The following is a 19,778-nucleotide window of genomic DNA, read 5'->3' as shown; positions in this document are numbered from 1 at the left end:
ATTTCGAATCAGTCCCGAAACGGTTTAGGTTCGCGCCCGCCCACCGTCGGTATGCCGAACGAGCCCGAAACCGACTACGACCCGGAACTGGGTCGGAAGTTCATTTTCGTCACTGGCGGCGTGATGTCCGGACTGGGGAAGGGGATCACCGCCGCGAGCACCGGCCGCCTGCTCGCCAACGCCGGCTTCGACGTGACCGCGGTCAAGATCGACCCGTATCTCAACGTCGACGCCGGGACGATGAACCCCTACCAGCACGGCGAAGTGTACGTTCTCAAGGACGGCGGCGAGGTCGACCTCGACCTCGGGAACTACGAACGCTTCCTCGACATCGACATGACCTCGGACCACAACGTCACCACCGGAAAGGTCTACCGCGAGGTCATCGAGAAGGAACGCGCCGGCGACTACCTGGGCCGGACCGTCCAGATCATCCCGCACATCACCGACGACATCAAGCGGCGCATTCGCGAGGTCGCCGAGGGAAGCGATGTCTGTATCATCGAGGTCGGCGGCACCGTCGGCGACATCGAGGGGATGCCCTACCTCGAGGCGCTCCGGCAGTTCGCCCACGAGGAAGACGAGGACGACATTCTCTTTACCCACGTCACGCTCGTCCCGTACTCGAAGAACGGCGAACAGAAGACCAAGCCGACCCAGCACAGCGTCAAGGAACTCCGGTCGATCGGACTGCAGCCGGACATTCTGGTGGGTCGGTGTGACGACAAACTCGAAGCCGACGTCAAAGAGAAGATCGCCCTGTTCTGTGACGTTCCCACGGACGCGGTCTTCTCGAACCCCGACGTCGCGGACATTTACAAGGTCCCGCTGGTCGTCGAGGACGAGGGCCTCGATCAGTACGTCATGGACGCGCTTGATCTGACGGACGAGGCGCTCTCTGCGGACGAGCGCGAGAACGAGTGGCGTGAACTCGTCACCCAGGACACCACAGGCTCGATCAACGTTGCACTGGTCGGCAAGTACGGATTGGAAGACGCCTACCTTTCGATCCACGAGGCACTGAAACACGCCGGCCTCGAGACGAACGTTGAGGTCGAGACGACCTGGGTCCACTCAGAGGACCTCGCTGACGGACACGACGGTCAACTCGACGATGTCGACGCCGTCGTCGTGCCGGGCGGATTCGGCTCCCGGGGAACCGAGGGCAAGATCGAGGCGACGCGGTATGCCCGCGAGAACGACGTCCCCTTCCTCGGCCTCTGTCTCGGCTTCCAGATGGCCGTCGTCGAATACGCCCGGAACGTGCTGGATCTCGAAGGGGCACACTCCGCAGAGATGGAACCGGATACACCCCATCCCGTCATCGACATCCTGCCCGAACAGGAGGGCGTCGAGGACATGGGCGGGACGATGCGACTCGGGGCTCAGGACACAGACATCGAGCCCGGAACGCTGGCCCATGACCTCTACGACGACACGACGTGTCGGGAACGGCACCGCCACCGCTACGAGGTCAACCCCGAGTACATCGACGACATCGAGGCCGCCGGGATGACGTTCTCGGGCGTCTCGAATCGTCGGATGGAGATTCTGGAACTCGATCCGGACAGCCATCCGTACTTCGTGGGCACGCAGTTCCATCCCGAGTTCCGATCGCGACCCACGCGCGCCTCGCCACCGTTCGTCGGCCTCGTCGAGGCCGTGCTGAACAGTTCTGAATCGGACGAGCCCCAGGAGGTTGAGCACTGATGGTCGACGTCGAGACGTTCATCCCGGAGGCGAAAGCCGAGATCGACGCACAGATCGGGGACAGCAAGGCCGTGATCGCCCTCTCCGGTGGCGTCGACTCCTCGACGGCTGCTGCGCTTGCCTACGACGCGATCGGCGACCAGCTGACGCCAGTGTACGTCGACACTGGCCTGATGCGCAAGGGCGAGACTGAGCAGATCCGCGAGACGTTCGACTACATGGACAGTCTCCGGATCGTCGACGCCACGGACCGCTTTCTCGACGAACTCGAAGGCGTGACCGATCCCGAGGAGAAACGCCACGCCATCGGCGAACAGTTCATCCGGGAGTTCGAGACGGTCGCCCGCGAGGTCGACGCTGACTATCTCGTCCAGGGGACGATCTATCCCGACCGCATCGAGAGCGAGGGGACGATCAAATCCCATCACAACGTCGGCGGGCTGCCCGACGTCGTCGACTTCGACGGGATCGTCGAACCCATGCGTGACCTCTACAAGGACGAGGTCCGGGAGGTCGCCCGCGAACTCGACCTGGAGGAGATCATCAGCGAGCGGATGCCCTTCCCCGGGCCCGGTCTCGCCGTGCGGATCATCGGCGAGGTGACCGCGGAGAAACTCGACGTGGCCCGGGAGGCCAACCACGTCGTCGAGGAGGAACTCGAGGAATACGAGCCCTGGCAGGCCCTGGCCGCTGTCATCGGCAAGGCCACCGGCGTGAAGGGCGACAACCGCGTCCACGGCTGGGTCGTCGCCGTCCGATCGGTCGAATCTCGTGACGGCATGACCGCTCGCGCCCAGGAGATCGACTGGGAGACCCTCCAGCGCATCCAGAGTCGCATCACCGGCGAGAACGAGAACGTCTCGCGGGTCGTCTACGACGTGACCCACAAACCGCCCGCGACCATCGAGTACGAGTGATGCAGGTCATTGTCGCCGGCGCCGACGAGAGCGAGATCGCCGATCCCATCGACGCCGAGGGTCACGACGTCACCGCGATCGACGTGGCTGACGGCACCTCACTTGCAGACGCCGGCATCGAGAACACCGACGTCTACCTCCTGACGGAGATGGCCCAGGCGACTTCGATCGCCGTCGCCAAGGATCACAACCCGGACGTCCGCGTGGTCGTCTACGCCGAGGGGTCGCTGCCGGAGTTCGCCACCCGGCAGGCCGATCTGGTGATCGATCCCGCGCTGCTGGATCCCGAAGCGGTCGCCGAGGAACTGGCCTGACAACCGGTGGAGACACCGTCTGCCTTAGAGTCGGGCGGCGAGATCGGCAAGGTGAGCCGCCCCGCGTTCGACGAAGGGCGTCCCGTGTCCCATCGCCAGGATGTCGACGTCGAGTTCCAACTCCGCCAGCCGGCGGATGCTCGATTCGACGGCGTCGGTGTCGTGGCTCAACGCCCACGGCGACGCTTCGAGTCGGCCCTCGCGCTCCCGGACCAGGTCGCCGACGAACGCCACGGATCGCTCCTCGCTGACGAACGCCAGATGCCCGGGGGTATGACCCGGCGTCTCGTAGACGGTGAGGCCACCGACCCGATCGCCATCGGCAACCGTCTCGATCGACTGCTCGGGCGAGGATAGGACGAGCGCGGCCGCTCGCTGGAACGCGGTCTTCCGGTTGGCCCAGTCTGGCCGGCGATCTCCACTGAGGACGTCGGCATCCGGTTGCCCGGCGTATACTGTCCCATCCTTTCGACAAGCACCCAACCCACCGACGTGATCGATATCGTAGTGTGTGAGGGCGATTTGGGTCGCCTTCCGAGGATCGGTATCCACCGCTGCCAACTCCTTGACCAGTGCCCGCCGGGTCCACGGTCCGCCAGCGTCGATAAGCGTCGCCCCCGTCTTGTCTTCGAGGAGATACGCGTTGACACCTCGGAGGTCGAACCACCAGATTCCATCCGCGAGTTCCGTGGCCATAGCCGACAATACGTGCCGAACTGGCAAAAAGACCGCTGTGAGTTGTCCAGTCGTCTCTCCCGGTGTTGCTCTACGTTTCCGAAGCCACCGCTTGGATCTTGGTTTGGCCGCCCGTGGCGGACATTGCCCTATCCATAACCTTTTTTCATGATGGTATCGTGGAGTCAACACAGATGCGCCACTCAGAAACGAGACAGCTATTCGAGCAGACCTTCGAGTATCCGGCCGATCACGACACAGTCGTCGAACAATTGGGCGATGTCGAACTGACGTCACCGGTCGGTGACGTTGTCACGATCCGGAGTGTCCTCGAGCGGACGAACGAAACCGCGTATCACTCGGCTGACGGCCTCTACACCACGCTTCTGGGCGGCCTGGAGGACGGCTTCATCGGCCGGAAGTATTACGACGACCGCGGCGGGACGGGCATGGATTCGGACATGTTCAGCGCCGAGACGGAATCGTTCTGAGGCACCGTCGTTAGTGGGTGCCGTCGTTTTGTAGCGATCCGTCACTGAAATCGATATCGTCACAACCGAGTGTCCTGATCTGCACATCGAACGTGACTGTCGGAACGCGTCAGGGGCCATCCTGCCGGGATCCCTCGAGTGTCCGGGACGCCATCCCCGATCCCGAGGTTTTTGTCCGCCCCACCCCGATGGCGCGCCATGGTTGATTCGCCGGAACGGACGCCGCCCGAGACCGATTCATCCTTCGGGAGCTGGCTGGTGCTCGGGGCACTGGCGATTGCACTGGTCGTGATCCCGTGGTCGCTGATCGTCCTGCCGTCGGCCCGGGGACTCATCGGCCTGGTCGGGTTCAGTCTGCGGGACGCCTATCTGGTTGTGCCGCTAGTGCCGGCGGTCGGACTGGGGTTGCTCGGCGTCTGGACGGCACTCCGCTCACGGCGATCACAATGAACCCACAGCATCAATCCTTTTGCTCTTGCCGGCCGTCGATCTAGCGTAATGGCGGCTATCTATCTGGCAGTTGTCCTCTTCGCCGGCATCATCGGCACTGGTGTCGCGATGTACGCGCTGGTGCACCGCGAAACGCCAGGTGCCGGACCCCTCGCTCTCCTGTTGCTCGGCGCAGCGATGTGGTCGTTTACCGAAGGACTCAGTATTGCCGCCGGCAGCGCGGCGAGTACGCTATTCTGGGCCAAGCTACGGCTGTCCATCACGACGATCATCCCGATCTCCTGGCTGTTATTGACAGTCGAATACACCGGGCGCGACCGGTATTTGAGTGTGCGTCAACTGGGTGCGCTCCTGATCGAACCGATCGCGTTCGTTTTGCTCGTCTGGACGAACCCCCATCAGGTGGTGTTGCGCTCTGTTGATATCGTCTTTGCCGGCGGTGGGACAGGGGTGTTCGCGACACGGGGCCTCGCATACTGGGCACACGTGAGCTATTCGCACCTCCTGATTGCATTGGGGGCATTTCTGCTCGTCAGATTGTCGCTCCGTACGGATTCACTCTTTCGGGCCCAGAGTACGGCTCTCCTCGCATCGATCACCGTCCCGGTGGTCGCTCAGGCCGCGTTTCTCTTTCGGTTCGTGCCCCGCGGCATCGACCCAACGGGGGTTGCCTTCGTCGCGACCGGCGCGATTCTCACCGTGGCGATCTTACGCCGACAGTTACTCGCTGTCGCCGCCGGGACACGGGAACACGGCCGCGACGAAATCCTGTCCGAACTCGAGGATCTCGTGTTCATGGTTGACGAAGCAGGGTTTGTCGCCGATTGTAATCAGGCAGCCCTCGAGACGCTGGACACGACGGCTGACGATGTGATCGGTCGGCCCCTCGAGACTGTCGCGCCGACGCTCGCCGACACACTCCCCGACGGAGCGATCGAGTATCATCGCGTCGTGCCCCTCGAACTTGACGGGACTGTTCGAAAGTACGACGTTCAGCAGTCGCTCATCGAACGCCCGTTCGGCGATGTGGAGACGCGAATCCTTAGTCTCCGGGACGTCACTGATCAGACCCGTCGAGAACAGCAACTCGACGTACTCAACCGGTTGTTACGTCACAATCTGCGCAACGAGATGAACGTGATACGGGGTCACGCCGAGTTACTTGCCGAAGTGGTCGATGGACCGGCGGTCCAGCGCCACGTCGAGACGATCATGGGCACCGTCGACACAGTCACCGACCGTAGCGACAAGGTCGGGACGCTGACCCGGGCCTTCGACGCTGAGGGTGCACAATCGGTCGACCTCGAACTCACACTTCGCGACGCGATCGGGACGATCCAGGGAGCACACCCGTCGGCACACATTCAGTTCGACCCCGCAGCTGCGAGTGGGATCCGGGTCAACAGTGGGGCCTCGATCGGTCTCGCGTTCGAGGAACTGCTGCACAACGCCATCGAGCACAACGATGCCGATCCAACGGTCCGGGTCAATGTCGAGGCTGACGCTCATGACTCCGGGGTGACGGTTCGGATCGCTGACGACGGCCCTGGGATCGGCGAGCAAGAGCGTACCGTCATCGAACGTGGCAGTGAGACGCCCCTCGAACACAGCAGCGGGATCGGCCTCTGGCTCGTCGCCTGGATCGTCCGGACCGTTGGAGGGACGATCACCTTCGAAATCACTGACGAAGGGACGACTGTCGTCGTTCGGCTCCCCCGCGGTGACGATAGTTCCAAGTAGTCGACGACCCCGCTGCTTCGGTCTCGGCAGTCAGGCTTCGGCCTCGTAGCCGGCGTCTTCGACAGCCGCGACGAGTACGCCGGGGTCGTCCGCCCCCTCGACGGTGGCCTGTTCGGCCTCGCGATCGACTGTCGCGTTCGTCACCCCGTCGACGGCTTGTAGTGCCTCTCGAACGGTCTGTTCGCAGTGTTCACAGCTCATGCCGGTGACAGTGATCGTCAATGCCATGTCCGTGGGTAGGGGACTCCGCTTTTTCGGGATTTCGGCTCAGACGTCAAAGTGAGACACCTCCTGAACTTTCGACGGAAAATATATTGACGCCGCTCACTCCAGATCGCGTCGCATCGCAATCTCGAACCAGGGGCATAGCCGGAGTTGCCGATACCAGCGCGGGTTCTCGTAGAGACGATCGTAGGGCACCCACATCAGGCCAGCCACTTCGGCCGGATCAGGGTCGAGGGACGTGTCGGTCAGCGTGGCCTGTAGCACGGAACAGACCTCGTACTCGACGCCCTCGTCCATGTAGTAGCGCTTGTACTCGAACCGGTCGGTCACGTCCAGGTTGTCATACTGGTCGGGTGTGACACCGAGTTCCTCTTCGAGACGCTGGCGAGTCGCTTCGACCTGCGTCTGCCCTTCGACGGGATGGGAGGCGACAGTCCCGTCCCAGTACGTGTCCCAGAGTCGTTTCTCGGGCGAGCGCTGGGCGAGCAGAATGTTGTCATCCTGATCGAACAACAGCGCGGTAAACGCCCGGTGACGAATCCCTTCACCGGTATGGGCGTCCAACCGATTGACGAGATCTTCAGGGTTGTCCTCTGCGTCGACCGCGATGACGTCTTCGCCCGCATTCTCGTGAGTGACCGTCGAATCTGCCTCCGTACTCATATAGCTATCACGTAGGAAGGCTGGTTCAAACAGTCTTCGCTTCCGACACCCGACAACCGCTCACTATCCAACGCGCTCCTCGAGGATCAGCCACACTCGGCGGATCCTCGACACAACCCGACAACCGCTCACTATCCAACGCGCTCCTCGAGGATCAGCCACACTCGGCGGATCCTCGACACAACCCGACAACCGCTCACTATCCAACGCGCTCCTCGAGGATCAGCCACACTCGGCGGATCCTCGACACAACCCGACAACCGCTCACTATCCAACGCGCTCCTCGAGGATCAGCCTCGTCTTCGTCCCCATAACTTCGTCGCGTTCACGTGCCCGCGTGATGAGCTCGTTGACCTCGCTGGTGTCGGTGCAATCGACGATCAACACGACGTCCTCCTCGCCGCTGACTTCCCAGACGAAGTCGACCTCGGCCCACTCGACGAAGGTGTCCGCGAGGGCGTTGTGGTCGACATTGACGTCGACGGCGATCTCGATCATCGCCTTGACGTTACCCGTCTGGGTCGCGACGGTGAACCGTTCGATGGTTCCGTCCTCGACGAGCTGCTCGACCCGATTCCGGACGGTCCCCTCGGAGGTGCCGACGTCGTCTGCGATCTCCGTATAGGGGGTGCGAGCGTCGCGCCGGAGGATACTCAGAATTTCCCTGTCCAGATCGTCCATCGAGATTGGTAGCTACTGCGGGTCATCACTTGAGGATTACGAATTTCGTAACGATTCTTCGAAAGCAACGCTTATCTGCCGACCTTTCATACGGATCTCGTAATGACGGATGCCTATGTGGCCCTGGAGGGTGAGCGCGTCGTCGAAGCCCGCGCTCGCTCGCCGGGAACGGCCCGTGGCGAACTGGTCTTTACGACTGCCTACACCGGCTACGAGGAGAGCCTGACGGACCCCTCCTACGAGGAACAGATCCTCACCTTCTCGTACCCACTGATCGGGAACTACGGAGTCCGCGAGGAGCGATTCGAGTCCGATCGCGTCCACCCGCGCGCGGTCGTCGCCCGCGAGTTGACCGACGACGTCGCCGAGTGGCTCCAGACTGAGGGGCGGCCCGCCGTCGATCACATCGACACGCGCGAACTCGTGACCGAGATCCGCGACGAGGGCGCGATGAAGTGCGGGATCGCGGCCGGTGAGGATGCCACCGAGGAAGATGCCCTGGCCGAACTCCGGCAGTGCAAGCACATGAGCGACCACGCGGACATCGGGAACCAGGTCAGCGTGAGTGAACCCGTCGTCTACAACGAAGGCGGCGACGGCCCCGATGTCGCGCTGATCGACTGTGGCGCGAAGGGCTCGATCCAGGAGTCACTGGTCGAACGCGATGCGGTCGTCCACGTCCTGCCGTACGACACGACGCCCGAAGCGGTCCAGGATCTGGACCCCGATCTCCTCTTCATTTCGAACGGGCCCGGCGATCCCGAGAACTTCGAGGCCGCGGCCGAACTCGTCGACGAATACGTCGGGGATCTCCCGCTGGCTGGTATCTGTCTCGGCCAGCAGGTCGTCGCGAACGCCCTCGGTGGCGACACCGAGAAGATGGAGTTCGGCCACCGCGGCGTCAATCAACCGGTCCGCGATCTCCGGACCGACCAGGTCGTGATGACGACCCAGAACCACGGCTACACGGTGGCCGATCCCGGCGAGACGCTCGAGGTGACCCAGATCAACGTCAATGACGACACGCCGGAAGGCTTAGAAAACGACGACCTGAACATCATCACCCGCCAGTACCACCCCGAGGCGAATCCGGGCCCCAACGACTCGCTTGCGTTTTTCGACGACGTGCTCGCACTGGTCGAGTAGTAGCCCCACTCAGGAATCCTCGAGTGGCTGTCCACGATACGTGAGAGAACGGTCGTCGGCTGATTGTTCGGATTGATCCGCCAGCTGCTCGCGCGTGACCGGACGCCCTCGATACGTGAGTCGACTCGCGTCGTCGCCATCGAGCGGCTCCGGGTCCTCCGGCTGTCGCGCTTCGATGAATTCGGTCGATGCCTCAAGCAGCGATTCTTTCGTATTTCGGTGAATCCAGCAGTGATACTGCTGGCGAGGGGTTCGCAGTCCGATTCGGTGGCCACGGAAGCCAGTGCTGTAAACGGCCTTTGCAACTGACTCGTGGGGAACTTCGATCACATCGTCGGACGATTCCCCACCGACCAGACAGAGCGTCCGCCGCCCGGTGACCAGGATGACTGTCCGTCGCTCCCCCGCTGGGGCTGTCGTATTTCGTTTCGATCCGAGCCCGATACCTCGCTTCTTGTTCGTCAGGACGTACGCTGGTGCCTCCGTGTCTTCGAGGTACGTCACCGGTGGTGCTGCAAGCGGTGTGGCCGTCGTAAAGCGTCCTTCCCGACCGGCTAGTACCTCCGCTGTCACCGAATCGTCCGGTGCCATTTCGGCGAGGGTCTCGGCTCTGTCGACGATCCGCTGGTCGATCATTGTCGCCTCCACCCATCCCCTCGGGACCCGCTCGATCGTTGCATGGCAGAGTGATCCTCCCTGACCGATTTCAGCGTTACGGCTGTGTCGGTATTAGCCGCTGTGAAGATTAATTATGCTGGATCTAAGCGACAATAAATTAAAATTGCTAAAAGAATCTCGGCCAAAATGGCAAATATCGGAATTAGGCAACTACCCCTGACTCTCGGTCACAACCCGGCGGTTGCTGTCTGCATCGCGTCACTGTTGTAGGCCGCTCCGGCGTTGCCGTCAGTATCCAGGACGATGACGCCGGCAGTTCCCTCCGCGGATCCTTCGAACGAAGCTATCGCTGCTTCAGCTGCGGTCTGGGGTTGTTGTCCATCTTCCAGTCGGTCGACGGCTGCCCGTGCGAGTGCGTCGCGGGCGATGTCTTCGCCGGCTCCGGTCGCGCTTGCGCCACCCGCCGGCGAGGCGTAGAAGCCGGCCCCGACCTGTGGGACGTCACCGACGCGCCCCGCGAGTGCACCCCAGCGCCCGCCGGTCGAGGTACCCGCCGCGATCCGTTCGCCGTCGGTCGCCACCGCGCCAACGGTGTCGTGGCCGTCGAAGTGCTCGGCGAGCCACGCGAGTTGGTCGGCGACCGACTCGCCCGGTTGGGAGGTCGCTCCCCACCGATCCCGGGTGCGGTCCGTCCAGAGATCGGCGTCGGTCTCGATCCCGTGAGCCCCAGCGAACTCGACGGCTCGCTCCCCGGCCAGGAGCACGTGTGGTGTGTTTTCGAGAACGGCACACGCGGCGTCGATTGCGTGTTCGACGCCGGTCATCGCACAGGCGGCACCGACCTCTCCGTCGTCGGTCATCACGCCCGCGTCGGTCCGAATTGTCCCGTCGCTCTGTACGGCACTTCCGACGCCAGCGTTGAACGCGGGGTCGGATTCGAGCGGAGCGATGGTCGCGACGACAGTGTCGAGGGGCGTCTCCGCTTCGAGGCCGCTCGCAGCAGCGTCGTCGAGGACAGCCTGGCGGGAAGACGGATCATCGGGTGAGGACCCGGCCCCTCCGTGAGCGATCACTTGCACGGCTGTCACTCCGACTCGGGGGGTGCGAGTTCCACTTTCGTGAGGTCGCGGTCGAGCATGCAGTACTCGTGTGGGGGATCGCCGATCACGCTGTCGATCCGGTAGGGCGTCTCGAAGTCGGCCCCGGCCGGCTCACAGAGACCGTGGCTCGGACACTCCTCGTGGGGACAGGTCCCCTCGAGTTCGACTTTGCTGCCGGCGTATGCACTCTGACTCGTCACGTTGGCCTGGATCGGTGCGGGCTCGACCTCGATGGCGGTGACGCCCTCGTCGTGGACAGCACAGTCCAAGGTACTCGCCCCGTCACGGATGGACGTCACGTGATATCGCCGACCGACGTCGAGATTGAGACACTGGTCACGGTAGGGACACCCGTCGCAGGCGGGAGACTCACCTTGATAGACGAACTCCGTACCGGGTTCGGCGAGTCGCGTTCCGAGAAGCGTTATCTGGGTCATTACAGCGGCCTACGCCGCCACGCCGATTAAGTCCCTCGACCGGTAAGTTCATCGAGACGATCGAGATACGCCGCCCGCGGCACCTGATACCAGGAGCGATAGTCGAGCTCGCCCGCATCGAACGCCCTCGCGAGTTCGAGTGCTCCGGAGAGCGCTTCGTCCCGATCATCGAAGGCGTCATTCTCACCCTCGACCTCGGGTTCGAGATAGAGCGTCACGTGCCATGGATCGTCCACGTCGGGATCCGGACGACCAGGGCGACGGTCGCGAGTCCCTTTTGTCACGTACAGCGTCGGCAGACACGGGGCAGGAAACGTTTCGGTGTCGAAGATGTCGGGTCGATAGACGAGGACGAGTCTGGTTGCTTCTTCGCTCCAGACCTCCCACCCGGTCGGTAGCTCTGCAATGGTCACAGATTCCGTTCGGTCCCTCGATGCAAGAACGTCTCGTTTGGAGTCGTCTCCCCGAGTGTACCGCGGCATGGTCCAAGACACTGTCCCCGGTCTCTGTCCCCCCGCCACCGACCCGCCGGTGATATCGTCGTCGGTTGTGGCCCCGTTCAGGTTTCCATCGAAGCCGATGCAACTTTCCGGCCCATCTCAACGCAGTATCGGTGTGCTCGGTCTGTTCTGGGGTTCTCGTGTAAGCCACCTCTCCCGAGCCAGGACAACGTTTAAGTAATTGAAAAACTTCTAGCATAAAACGTCGGTGGTTTCCTGCTATCGCCGCTCTGCCGGGATGCGTCTCTCTCGGGCCGGCCTTGGTATGAATTCGCATGACAATATATGCGCCCGCATCAATACCCGGCCCCGGACAGGTCGTTGACGTGTCCCGGAAACAGGCGAGGTGGGATGAACCGATCGTGATAGCATGAATGGCACCAGAAACACCCTCGAAACGCTCAACGAACACTATCGGGATTCGATCCCGGCCGACCTGCGGGAAACCCGTTCGTTCCAGTGGTATCTGGACGAACTCCAGGCATCACCCAAGATCGCCCGCAACGCACACCAGCGGGTCGCGGACATGTTCGACCATTACGGGACGGAGTACGACGAGGACGAGGGCGTCGTCGAGTATGCACTCGCCGCGACAGACCCGCTCGACGAGGGCGAAAACACCTTCTACGGCCGGGTGATCCACGAAGCGATCCACGAGTTCGTCAACAAGGTCAAGAGTGGCTCGCGGGGACTCGGCCCCGAGAAACGGATCAAACTCCTGTTGGGTCCTGTTGGGTCCGGCAAATCCGACTTCGACCGACAGGTTCGGCGGTACTTCGAGGATTATACCATACGGGACGCCGGCCGGATGTACACCTTCCGGTGGACGAACCTCCGGGACGTCATCCCCGACCAGGATCCTGACGACGATACCGTGCGATCGCCGATGAATCAGGACCCACTGGTCCTGTTGCCCCAGGAACAGCGCGACCGGGTTCTCGAGGATCTCAACGAAGCCCTGGAGGCACCGTATACGATCCGTAACGAGCAGTCTCCCGATCCCGCCAGTGAGTTCTACATGGATCGACTGCTCGCCCACTACGACGATGACCTCCAGTCTGTCCTTGAAAACCACGTCGAGATCATCCGGCTGGTCGCAGACGAGAACATGCGCCAGGCGATCGAGACGTTCGAGCCCAAGGACAAGAAAAACCAGGACGAGACGGAACTCACTGGCGACGTCAACTACAGCAAGATCGCCGTCTATGGCGAGAGCGATCCGCGCGCGTTCGACTACTCCGGGGCGTTCTGTAACGCCAATCGCGGCATCTTCTCCGGGGAGGAGCTCCTCAAGCTTCAACGGGAGTTCCTCTATGACTTCCTCCATGCGACCCAGGAGCAGACGATCAAACCCCGCAACAACCCGCGGATCGACATCGATCAGGTGATCGTCGGCCGGACGAACATGCCCGAGTACCGCGAGAAGAAGGGCGACGAGAAGATGGAGGCGTTCAACGACCGGACCAAGCGCATCGACTTCCCGTACGTGCTCTCCTACGGGGACGAGGCGATGATCTACCGGAAGATGCTCCGGAACGCCGACCTGCCGGACATCCACGTCGAACCCCACACCCTGGAGATGGCCGGCCTGTTCGGCGTGCTCACCCGTATCGAGGAACCCGACGAGTCGTCCGTCTCGATCCTCCAGAAGGCCAAAGCCTACAACGGCGAGAATGAGGAGGCCGAGGATGTCGACCTCAAGAAACTCCGGGAGGAGGCCGCCGAGTCGGCGGACATCGGCGAGGGCATGGACGGCGTCTCGCCACGGTTCATCGGCGACGAGATCGCCGAGGCGATCATGGACTCGATGCACCGCGATCGGGACTTCCTCTCGCCGTTGACGGCGTTCAACCACTTCGAGGCCAACCTCGAACATCACGGGTCGATCCCCGCCGAGCGCTTCGAGACCTACTACCGCTACCTCGAACTCACCCGCGAGGAGTACCGCGACCGGGCGATCGACGACGTGCGCCACGCGCTCGCCTACGATGTCGAGGAGATCCAGCGCCAGGGCGAGAAGTACATGGACCACGTCATGGCCTACATCGACGACGACACCGTCGAGGACGAACTCACCGGCCGGGAGGCCGAACCCGACGAGCAGTTCCTCCGCAGCGTCGAGGAGCATCTCGACATCCCCGAGGACCGCAAGGACGACTTCCGCCAGGAAGTCTCGAACTGGGTTTCCCGACGGGCGCGCGAGGGCGACACCTTCAGCCCGCAGGACAACGAACGGCTTCGTCGGGCCCTCGAACGAAAGCTCTGGGAAGACAAGAAACACAACATCAACTTCTCCGCGCTGGTCGCCAGTTCGGAGATGGACGACGACGACCGAAACGCCTGGATCGAGGCCCTGCTCGAACAGGGCTACTCCCGGGACGGTGCCGTCGAAGTCCTGGAGTTCGCGGGCGCGGAGGTCGCCAAGACCGAACTCGAAGAATGAGTCCCGAACGCACCGATCGAGGGGGAACCGACCGGGCTGGCCGGGACGCCGACAGCTACGTCGCCGCCGCCGACCGCCAGCTGGCCGAGACCTACGAGCCCCCGATGAGTCTCGAATCCTACGTCGAGACGATCCTCGAAGAGCCCCACTTGGCCGCGGGCGCGAGCACGTATCTCCTCGACGCGATCGAGGCCGCCGGGACCCGGACCGTCGTCGAGGAGGGCGAGGAGCGCGAGCGATACCGCTTCTTCGACGACCCGCACAACGACGGCGAACACGCCATTCTGGGCAACACGGACGTACTCAACGGATTAGTCGAGGACCTGCGGACGATCGCCGCCCGCCGCGGGAAGGCCGAGAAGATAATCTGGCTGGCCGGCCCGACCGCGACCGGCAAGTCCGAACTCAAACGGTGTCTGATCAATGGCCTACGAGCCTACTCCCGGACGGAAGAAGGCCGACGCTACACCGTCGAGTGGAACGCCTCTGGTGCCGACAGTACCGGGAGCGGACTCACCTACGGCGACGTGCCCGAGAGCGACGAGGAGGACTGGCTGGAGAGCCCGGTCCAGACCCACCCCCTCGCCGCCTTCCCGCGGGAGGTCCGCGCCGACCTCGTCGCCGACCTCAACGACCGGCTCGGCGACCACCCGGACGTGACCGTTGAGACCGACCTCGATCCGTTCTCGCGGGAGGCCTACGAGTACTTGGAAGAGCAGTACCGCCGGGACGGCGTGGACGGGCTATTCTCGGCCGTGACCGACCCGCGCCATCTCCGCGTGAAGAACTACGTCGTCGACGTCGGGCAGGGCATCGGCGTCCTGCACGCCGAGGACGAGGGCACGCCCAAGGAACGGCTGGTCGGCTCCTGGATGGGCGGCATGCTCCGGGAGCTGAACTCCCGGGGGCGGAAGAACCCCCAGGCCTTTTCCTACGACGGCGTCCTCAGCCAGGGCAACGGCGTGCTCACGGTCGTCGAGGACGCCGCCCAGCACGCCGACCTCCTGCGGAAACTGCTGAACGTCCCCGACGAGCGCTCGGTGAAACTCGACCGCGGCATCGAGATGGACGTCGACACCCAGCTGTTGATTATCTCGAATCCCGACCTCGAGGCCCAGCTCGACCAGCACGCCGAACGCGGCGGTTCGGACCCGCTGAAGGCCTTGAAGCGCCGCCTGGACAAACACCGCTTCGCCTACCTCACGACGCTCTCGCTGGAGGCCGAACTCCTCCATCGGGAGCTGACCGGCGAGACGGCCGTCTGGACCGCTGGCACCTACGATGAACTCGCCGAGCGCATTCGTGAACCGGTACATGTCGAGGTCCGTGAGGCCGAAGGCACGACTGCAGTCGAGCTTGCGCCCCACACGATCGAGGGGGCGGCACTGTACGACGTCGTCTCGCGACTCTCGAAGACGGATCTCCCCGACGCACTCGACCTGGTCGACAAGGCGCTACTCTTCGACCAGGGCTATCTGGAGGAGGGAAACGAACGGGTCGACGCCGACGAGTTCGACTTCGAAGATCACGCTGGCGACGGCGAACGCGGTATCCCCGTCACCTTCACCCGGGACGTGATCGCCGACCTGCTGTACGCCGACCGCGAGCGTCATCACCCTGATCTGGATGTGGAGTCGGTACTCATGCCCCGGGACGTGCTGGCGGCGATGGCTGAAGGGCTATCCGAAGCCCCCGTCTTCGGCGAGAGCGAGGTCGAGACGTTCGAGGAGCGGGTCAACCAGGTCCGGACGCACATCTCCACTCGTCAGGAGGCGGATGTCCTCGGGGCGATGCTCAAGGAGAAGCGTGTCGAACGCGAGACCGTCGCCGAGTACGTCGAAGCCGTCTACGCGTGGGCGACCGACGGCCGCGTCGAGAACGACCGCGGCGAGGAGGTGCCCCCGGATCCCCTGACGATGCGGGTCTTCGAGGTCGAACACCTCGGGCGCTTCGACGAGAGTCACTACGACGGCGACGAACCCGGCGAGGCCGTCCGCGCATTCAGGAACGACAAGATCGTGACGGCGATCAACCGCCACGCCTGGGAGTCCCGCGACGAGGGCTTCGCCGTCGAGGAGTTCGACCCCGAGTCGATCCCGGTCATCGAGTCGATCCTCGGCAGTCACGACTGGGAGGCCGTCCGGCGCACCTTCGAGGACTTCGATCCCCACCAGTGGGCCGACCCGCCGGCGGGCACCGAGACCGAGCGCGTCAAGGAGCGGACGATCGACGTGCTGGTCGGAGATTACGGCTACAGCCCCGCCTCGGCGGAGTTGACCAGCCGGTACGTCTTGGAGGAGGTGGCCCACAGATGGGACTGAGGGAGGACCTCGAGCGCTACCGCGAGGTCGGCGAACAGCGCCGCCAGGACCTCGCGGAGTTCATTCAGTACGGCGACCTCGGGGAGAGCCGCGCCGACGCGGTGCGGATCCCCATCAAGATCGTCGACCTTCCGGAGTTCGTCTACGACCGTCGTGACCGCGGCGGCGTCGGACAGGGCCAGGGCGAACAGCCGGACGTCGGCGATCCCGTCGGTCAGCCCGAGCCAGGTGACGGCGACGAGGACGGGGATCCAGGTGAGGAGGGAGGCGAACACGACTACTACGAGATGGATCCCGAGGAGTTCGCCCAGGAACTCGACGAGGAACTCGGCCTCGACCTCGAACCGAAGGGCAAGCAGGTCATCGAGGAAGTCGACGGCGAGTTTACCGATGTCGCCCGGACTGGTCCCTCCAGTACGCTCGATTTCGAGACGCTGTTCAAGCGCGGGATCACTCGCAAGCTGGCGATGGACTTCGACGAGTCGTACGTCCGCGAGGCGCTGAAAGTCGAGGGGTGGGGCCCCGAGGATGTCTTTGCCTGGGCACGCGAGCAGGGGATACCCGTTTCGCTTGGTTGGGTCGAAGGCGAGGACGACGACCTGCCGGCGGGTGAGCGCACCAAGTGGCCGTCGATCGAGGCGATGGAGTCGTCCGTCGAGCGTGAACGCGCCGTCGATCGGCTTCGACGGGAGGGGATCGACGACGTCCCCTTCCGCCGGCAGGACGAGCGCTATCGCTACCCGGAGACGATCGAGCGTACGGAGCGAAATGTCGTCGTCGTCAACATCCGTGACGTCTCGGGGAGCATGCGTGAACGCAAGCGCGAACTCGTCGAGCGAACGTTCACGCCGCTTGATTGGTATCTCCAGGGGAAGTACGACAATGCCGAGTTCGTCTACATTGCCCACGATGCCGAGGCCTGGGAAGTCAACCGTTCGGAGTTCTTCGGTATCCGCTCGGGTGGCGGCACCAAGATCTCAAGTGCCTACGAGCGAACCAGGGAGATCCTCGACGCCGAGTATCCTTTCAGTGAGTGGAACCGCTACGTGCTGGCCGCCGGCGACAGCGAGAACTCCAGCAACGATACCGAGGATCGCGTGATCCCGCTGATGGAGGAGATCGATGCCAACCGCCACGCATACGTCGAAACCCAGCCGGGCGGTGAGGCGATCAACGCGACCCACGCCGAGGAGGTACAGCGCCACTTCACCGCGAATGAGGACGTGGCCGTGGCGTTCGTCAACGAGCCGGGTGACGTCACCGACGCCATCTACGAGATTCTCAGCACGGAGGAATCATGAGTCCCATCGAGAACCGCACTGACGCCAAGGAGACCGCACGCCGGCTCCGGGACCCGGTCGAGAAAGCGGGCGAACTGGCCAGGGCCCTGGGTCTGGATCCCTACCCCGTCAACTACTGGATCGTCGACCACGACGAGATGAACCAGCTCATCGCCTACGGCGGCTTCCAGCAGCGCTACCCCCACTGGCGGTGGGGGATGGCCTACGACCGCCAGCAAAAGCAGGGCCAGTTCCTCGGCGGGAAGGCCTTCGAGATCGTCAACAACGACAACCCGGCCCACGCGTTCCTCCAGGAATCAAACAGCATGGCCGACCAGAAGGCCGTCATCACCCACGTCGAAGCCCACGCCGACTTCTTCGCGAACAACGAGTGGTTCGGGCTGTTCAGCCACGGGGTCGACCAGCGGGCCGACCCCGACCGTCGCGGACCGGACGCCACGGCGATGCTCGCCCGCCACGCCGACCGGATCCGGGAGTTCATGCAGGACCCCGAGATCGACCGGGGGGCCGTCGAACGCTGGATCGACCACGTGCTGTGTCTCGAGGACACGATCGACCAGCACGCCGCCTATGCGCCCGTCGAACCGACAGAGGAGGACGGAGAGATCGACGGCCCCGATCCCGAGGCGGCCATCGAGGAACTCGATCTCTCGGCGGAGGTCACGGGCCAGGTGTTCGACGAGGCGTTCTTCGACGAGCGGGCGGACGAGGACGCGGGCTTCCCGCCCGAACCCGTCGAGGATCTCATCGGCTTCCTGGCTGTCCACGGCAAACAGTACGACGAGGAGACCGACAGGGCCCTCGAGATGACCGACTGGCAGCGGGAGATCCTCGAACTACTGCGCCGGGAGGCCCATTACTTTGCACCCCAGAAAATGACAAAAGTTATGAATGAGGGATGGGCGGCCTACTGGGAGTCGATGATGATGGGCGAGGAGGCCTTCGCCGGCACTGACGAGTTCCTGACCTACGCCGATCACCAGGCCCGCGTGCTGGGGTCCGGGGGGCTGAACCCCTACAAGCTGGGCAAGGAGCTCTGGGAGTACGTCGAGAACCGGACCAACCGCCGGGAAGTCCTCGAACGCCTGCTCCGGGTCGAGGGGATCACCTGGCGCAATCTCGAGAACGAGGTCGACTTCGCGGCCGTCCGTGAGCGACTCGAACCGCCGGCCTGGGTGCAGAACGTCCCCGGGTGGCTGGAATCGATCGATCCCGACGATCCGCGTGTCGATGATGACACACTCTCCGGTGCTCGGGACGGTGACATCGATGTCGACCGCTACCCTTGGAAAGTCCTGACGTACGAGGGACTGGCCCAACGCCACTACTCGCTGGTGAAGCCCCAGCAACGGGGCTTTCTCGAACGGGCGAGCAAGTCGGACCTGGAGTCGATCGCCCGGTATCTCTTCGACGACCAGCGCTACGACACCGTCGAGGCGGCCTTAGGAGACGTCGATTACACCCGCGGCTGGGATCGCATGCGGGAGATCCGTGAGAGTCACAACGACGTGACGTTCATCGACGCGTTCCTGACCGGCGAGTTCGTGTCGGCCAATGACTACTTCGCGTACGAGCACAGTCAGAAGACGGGCGACTTCAGGGTTTCAAGCGTCGACGCCGAGGACGTCAAACGCAAGCTCATGCTGGAGTTCACCAACTTCGGGAAGCCGACGATCGTCGTCGAGGACGCAAACGAGGACAACAGCGGTGAACTCCTGCTCGCTCATCGGTACAACGGTGTCATGCTCGATATCGAGGAGGCAACCGACGTATTGAAGCGGGTTTTCGAGCTATGGGGTCGGCCAGTCAATCTGCTCACGATCGCGAAGGAATTCGACGATCGCGAGGTTGACCGGGCCCGACATGGCGATCGGGAGCCGGATCCCGTCGAGGTCGGCAAGCGACTCCGGTACGACGGCACGCAGGTGACGAAGGAAACTGTCGAATGGGAGACTGTCGAACACCTTGCGGCCGACGACGTGGACTACGACACCAAGCCCGAGGAGTGGCTCTGATGGGGCAAGCGTTTTTGTCGGCAATCGCCCA

At 63.4% G+C, this 19,778-nt stretch carries 19 protein-coding genes; 11 read left to right on the top strand and 8 right to left on the bottom strand.

The genetic code is table 11. From position 1 onward, the window contains the following. The first annotated feature begins 51 nt into the window (after window positions 1-51). The 3 genes from HUTA_RS02105 to HUTA_RS02095 are packed head-to-tail and all read left to right on the top strand — an operon-like array spanning window position 52 to window position 2,941. Entirely contained in the window at window positions 52-1,710 is a 1,659-nt protein-coding gene (locus tag HUTA_RS02105) for a CTP synthase (protein WP_012795491.1), read from the top strand. Then, complete coding sequence (gene guaA, locus HUTA_RS02100) at window positions 1,710-2,627, top strand: glutamine-hydrolyzing GMP synthase (protein ID WP_012795490.1); 918 nt, start codon at window positions 1,710-1,712, stop codon at window positions 2,625-2,627. Before HUTA_RS02105 ends, guaA begins: the two co-directional genes overlap by 1 nt. Further along, the gene (locus tag HUTA_RS02095; RefSeq protein ID WP_012795489.1) at window positions 2,627-2,941 is read left to right on the top strand and encodes a DUF7126 family protein; all 315 of its coding nucleotides are present in this window, start codon (window positions 2,627-2,629) and stop codon (window positions 2,939-2,941) included. The genes guaA and HUTA_RS02095 overlap by 1 nt, the downstream gene beginning before the upstream one ends. Window positions 2,942-2,965: 24 nt before the next feature. On the opposite strand, the gene HUTA_RS02090 is transcribed toward HUTA_RS02095, so the two are convergent. Beyond that, entirely contained in the window at window positions 2,966-3,637 is a 672-nt protein-coding gene (locus HUTA_RS02090; RefSeq protein WP_012795488.1) for an MBL fold metallo-hydrolase, read from the bottom strand. Window positions 3,638-3,810: 173 nt separating this feature from the next. On the opposite strand from HUTA_RS02090, the gene HUTA_RS02085 reads away from it, so the two are divergent. The 3 genes from HUTA_RS02085 to HUTA_RS02075 all read left to right on the top strand — a co-directional run bounded on the left by HUTA_RS02085 (window position 3,811) and on the right by HUTA_RS02075 (window position 6,297). Continuing rightward, the gene (locus HUTA_RS02085; protein WP_012795487.1) at window positions 3,811-4,107 is read left to right on the top strand and encodes a DUF5789 family protein; all 297 of its coding nucleotides are present in this window, start codon (window positions 3,811-3,813) and stop codon (window positions 4,105-4,107) included. Window positions 4,108-4,305: 198 nt separating this feature from the next. Then, window positions 4,306-4,557 (top strand): hypothetical protein, encoded by a 252-nt coding sequence (locus HUTA_RS02080; protein ID WP_012795486.1) that lies wholly within the window; start codon window positions 4,306-4,308, stop codon window positions 4,555-4,557. Window positions 4,558-4,605: 48 nt separating this feature from the next. Continuing rightward, window positions 4,606-6,297 (top strand): histidine kinase N-terminal 7TM domain-containing protein, encoded by a 1,692-nt coding sequence (locus HUTA_RS02075; RefSeq protein WP_012795485.1) that lies wholly within the window; start codon window positions 4,606-4,608, stop codon window positions 6,295-6,297. Between the two features lie 30 nt (window positions 6,298-6,327). Here HUTA_RS02075 and HUTA_RS02070 read toward each other — a convergent pair whose 3' ends face one another. The 3 genes from HUTA_RS02070 to HUTA_RS02060 all read right to left on the bottom strand — a co-directional run bounded on the left by HUTA_RS02070 (window position 6,328) and on the right by HUTA_RS02060 (window position 7,866). Continuing rightward, the gene (locus HUTA_RS02070; protein WP_012795484.1) at window positions 6,328-6,525 is read right to left on the bottom strand and encodes a heavy-metal-associated domain-containing protein; all 198 of its coding nucleotides are present in this window, start codon (window positions 6,523-6,525) and stop codon (window positions 6,328-6,330) included. A 96-nt stretch (window positions 6,526-6,621) separates the two neighbouring features. Continuing rightward, complete coding sequence (locus tag HUTA_RS02065) at window positions 6,622-7,185, bottom strand: NUDIX hydrolase (RefSeq protein ID WP_012795483.1); 564 nt, start codon at window positions 7,183-7,185, stop codon at window positions 6,622-6,624. 267 nt (window positions 7,186-7,452) lie between these two features. Then, window positions 7,453-7,866 carry an Lrp/AsnC family transcriptional regulator gene (locus tag HUTA_RS02060; RefSeq protein WP_012795482.1) on the bottom strand — a complete coding sequence of 138 codons (414 nt, stop codon included), beginning with the start codon at window positions 7,864-7,866 and terminating at the stop codon, window positions 7,453-7,455. 102 nt (window positions 7,867-7,968) lie between these two features. Between HUTA_RS02060 and carA the strand changes: the two genes are divergently transcribed. Beyond that, window positions 7,969-9,012: a glutamine-hydrolyzing carbamoyl-phosphate synthase small subunit gene (gene carA, locus HUTA_RS02055; RefSeq protein ID WP_012795481.1), complete on the top strand. Its 1,044-nt coding sequence runs from the start codon at window positions 7,969-7,971 to the stop codon at window positions 9,010-9,012. A 9-nt stretch (window positions 9,013-9,021) separates the two neighbouring features. Here the strand turns inward: carA and HUTA_RS02050 are convergent, their stop codons facing one another. The 4 genes from HUTA_RS02050 to HUTA_RS02035 form a co-directional block, all read right to left on the bottom strand. Beyond that, the gene (locus HUTA_RS02050; protein ID WP_012795480.1) at window positions 9,022-9,648 is read right to left on the bottom strand and encodes a hypothetical protein; all 627 of its coding nucleotides are present in this window, start codon (window positions 9,646-9,648) and stop codon (window positions 9,022-9,024) included. A 209-nt stretch (window positions 9,649-9,857) separates the two neighbouring features. Continuing rightward, complete coding sequence (locus tag HUTA_RS02045; RefSeq protein ID WP_012795479.1) at window positions 9,858-10,709, bottom strand: isoaspartyl peptidase/L-asparaginase; 852 nt, start codon at window positions 10,707-10,709, stop codon at window positions 9,858-9,860. Between the two features lie 5 nt (window positions 10,710-10,714). Beyond that, entirely contained in the window at window positions 10,715-11,167 is a 453-nt protein-coding gene (locus tag HUTA_RS02040) for a UPF0179 family protein (RefSeq protein ID WP_012795478.1), read from the bottom strand. Between the two features lie 26 nt (window positions 11,168-11,193). Continuing rightward, window positions 11,194-11,580 (bottom strand): DUF5820 family protein, encoded by a 387-nt coding sequence (locus HUTA_RS02035; protein ID WP_049941150.1) that lies wholly within the window; start codon window positions 11,578-11,580, stop codon window positions 11,194-11,196. Between the two features lie 457 nt (window positions 11,581-12,037). On the opposite strand from HUTA_RS02035, the gene HUTA_RS02030 reads away from it, so the two are divergent. The 4 genes from HUTA_RS02030 to HUTA_RS02015 are packed head-to-tail and all read left to right on the top strand — an operon-like array spanning window position 12,038 to window position 19,747. Then, a complete protein-coding gene (locus tag HUTA_RS02030; RefSeq protein WP_012795476.1) occupies window positions 12,038-14,110 on the top strand; it encodes a PrkA family serine protein kinase in 2,073 nt (690 codons plus the stop codon). Then, window positions 14,107-16,431: a PrkA family serine protein kinase gene (locus tag HUTA_RS02025; protein WP_012795475.1), complete on the top strand. Its 2,325-nt coding sequence runs from the start codon at window positions 14,107-14,109 to the stop codon at window positions 16,429-16,431. Before HUTA_RS02030 ends, HUTA_RS02025 begins: the two co-directional genes overlap by 4 nt. Next, window positions 16,422-17,732, top strand: coding sequence for a YeaH/YhbH family protein (locus HUTA_RS02020; protein WP_012795474.1), 1,311 nt, complete (start codon window positions 16,422-16,424; stop codon window positions 17,730-17,732). Before HUTA_RS02025 ends, HUTA_RS02020 begins: the two co-directional genes overlap by 10 nt. Further along, entirely contained in the window at window positions 17,729-19,747 is a 2,019-nt protein-coding gene (locus tag HUTA_RS02015; protein ID WP_012795473.1) for a SpoVR family protein, read from the top strand. The genes HUTA_RS02020 and HUTA_RS02015 overlap by 4 nt, the downstream gene beginning before the upstream one ends. Window positions 19,748-19,778 lie beyond the last annotated feature (31 nt).

This window comes from Halorhabdus utahensis DSM 12940 (assembly GCF_000023945.1).
Lineage (GTDB): Archaea > Halobacteriota > Halobacteria > Halobacteriales > Haloarculaceae > Halorhabdus > Halorhabdus utahensis.
This window is presented reverse-complemented; position numbering and strand designations above follow the sequence as displayed.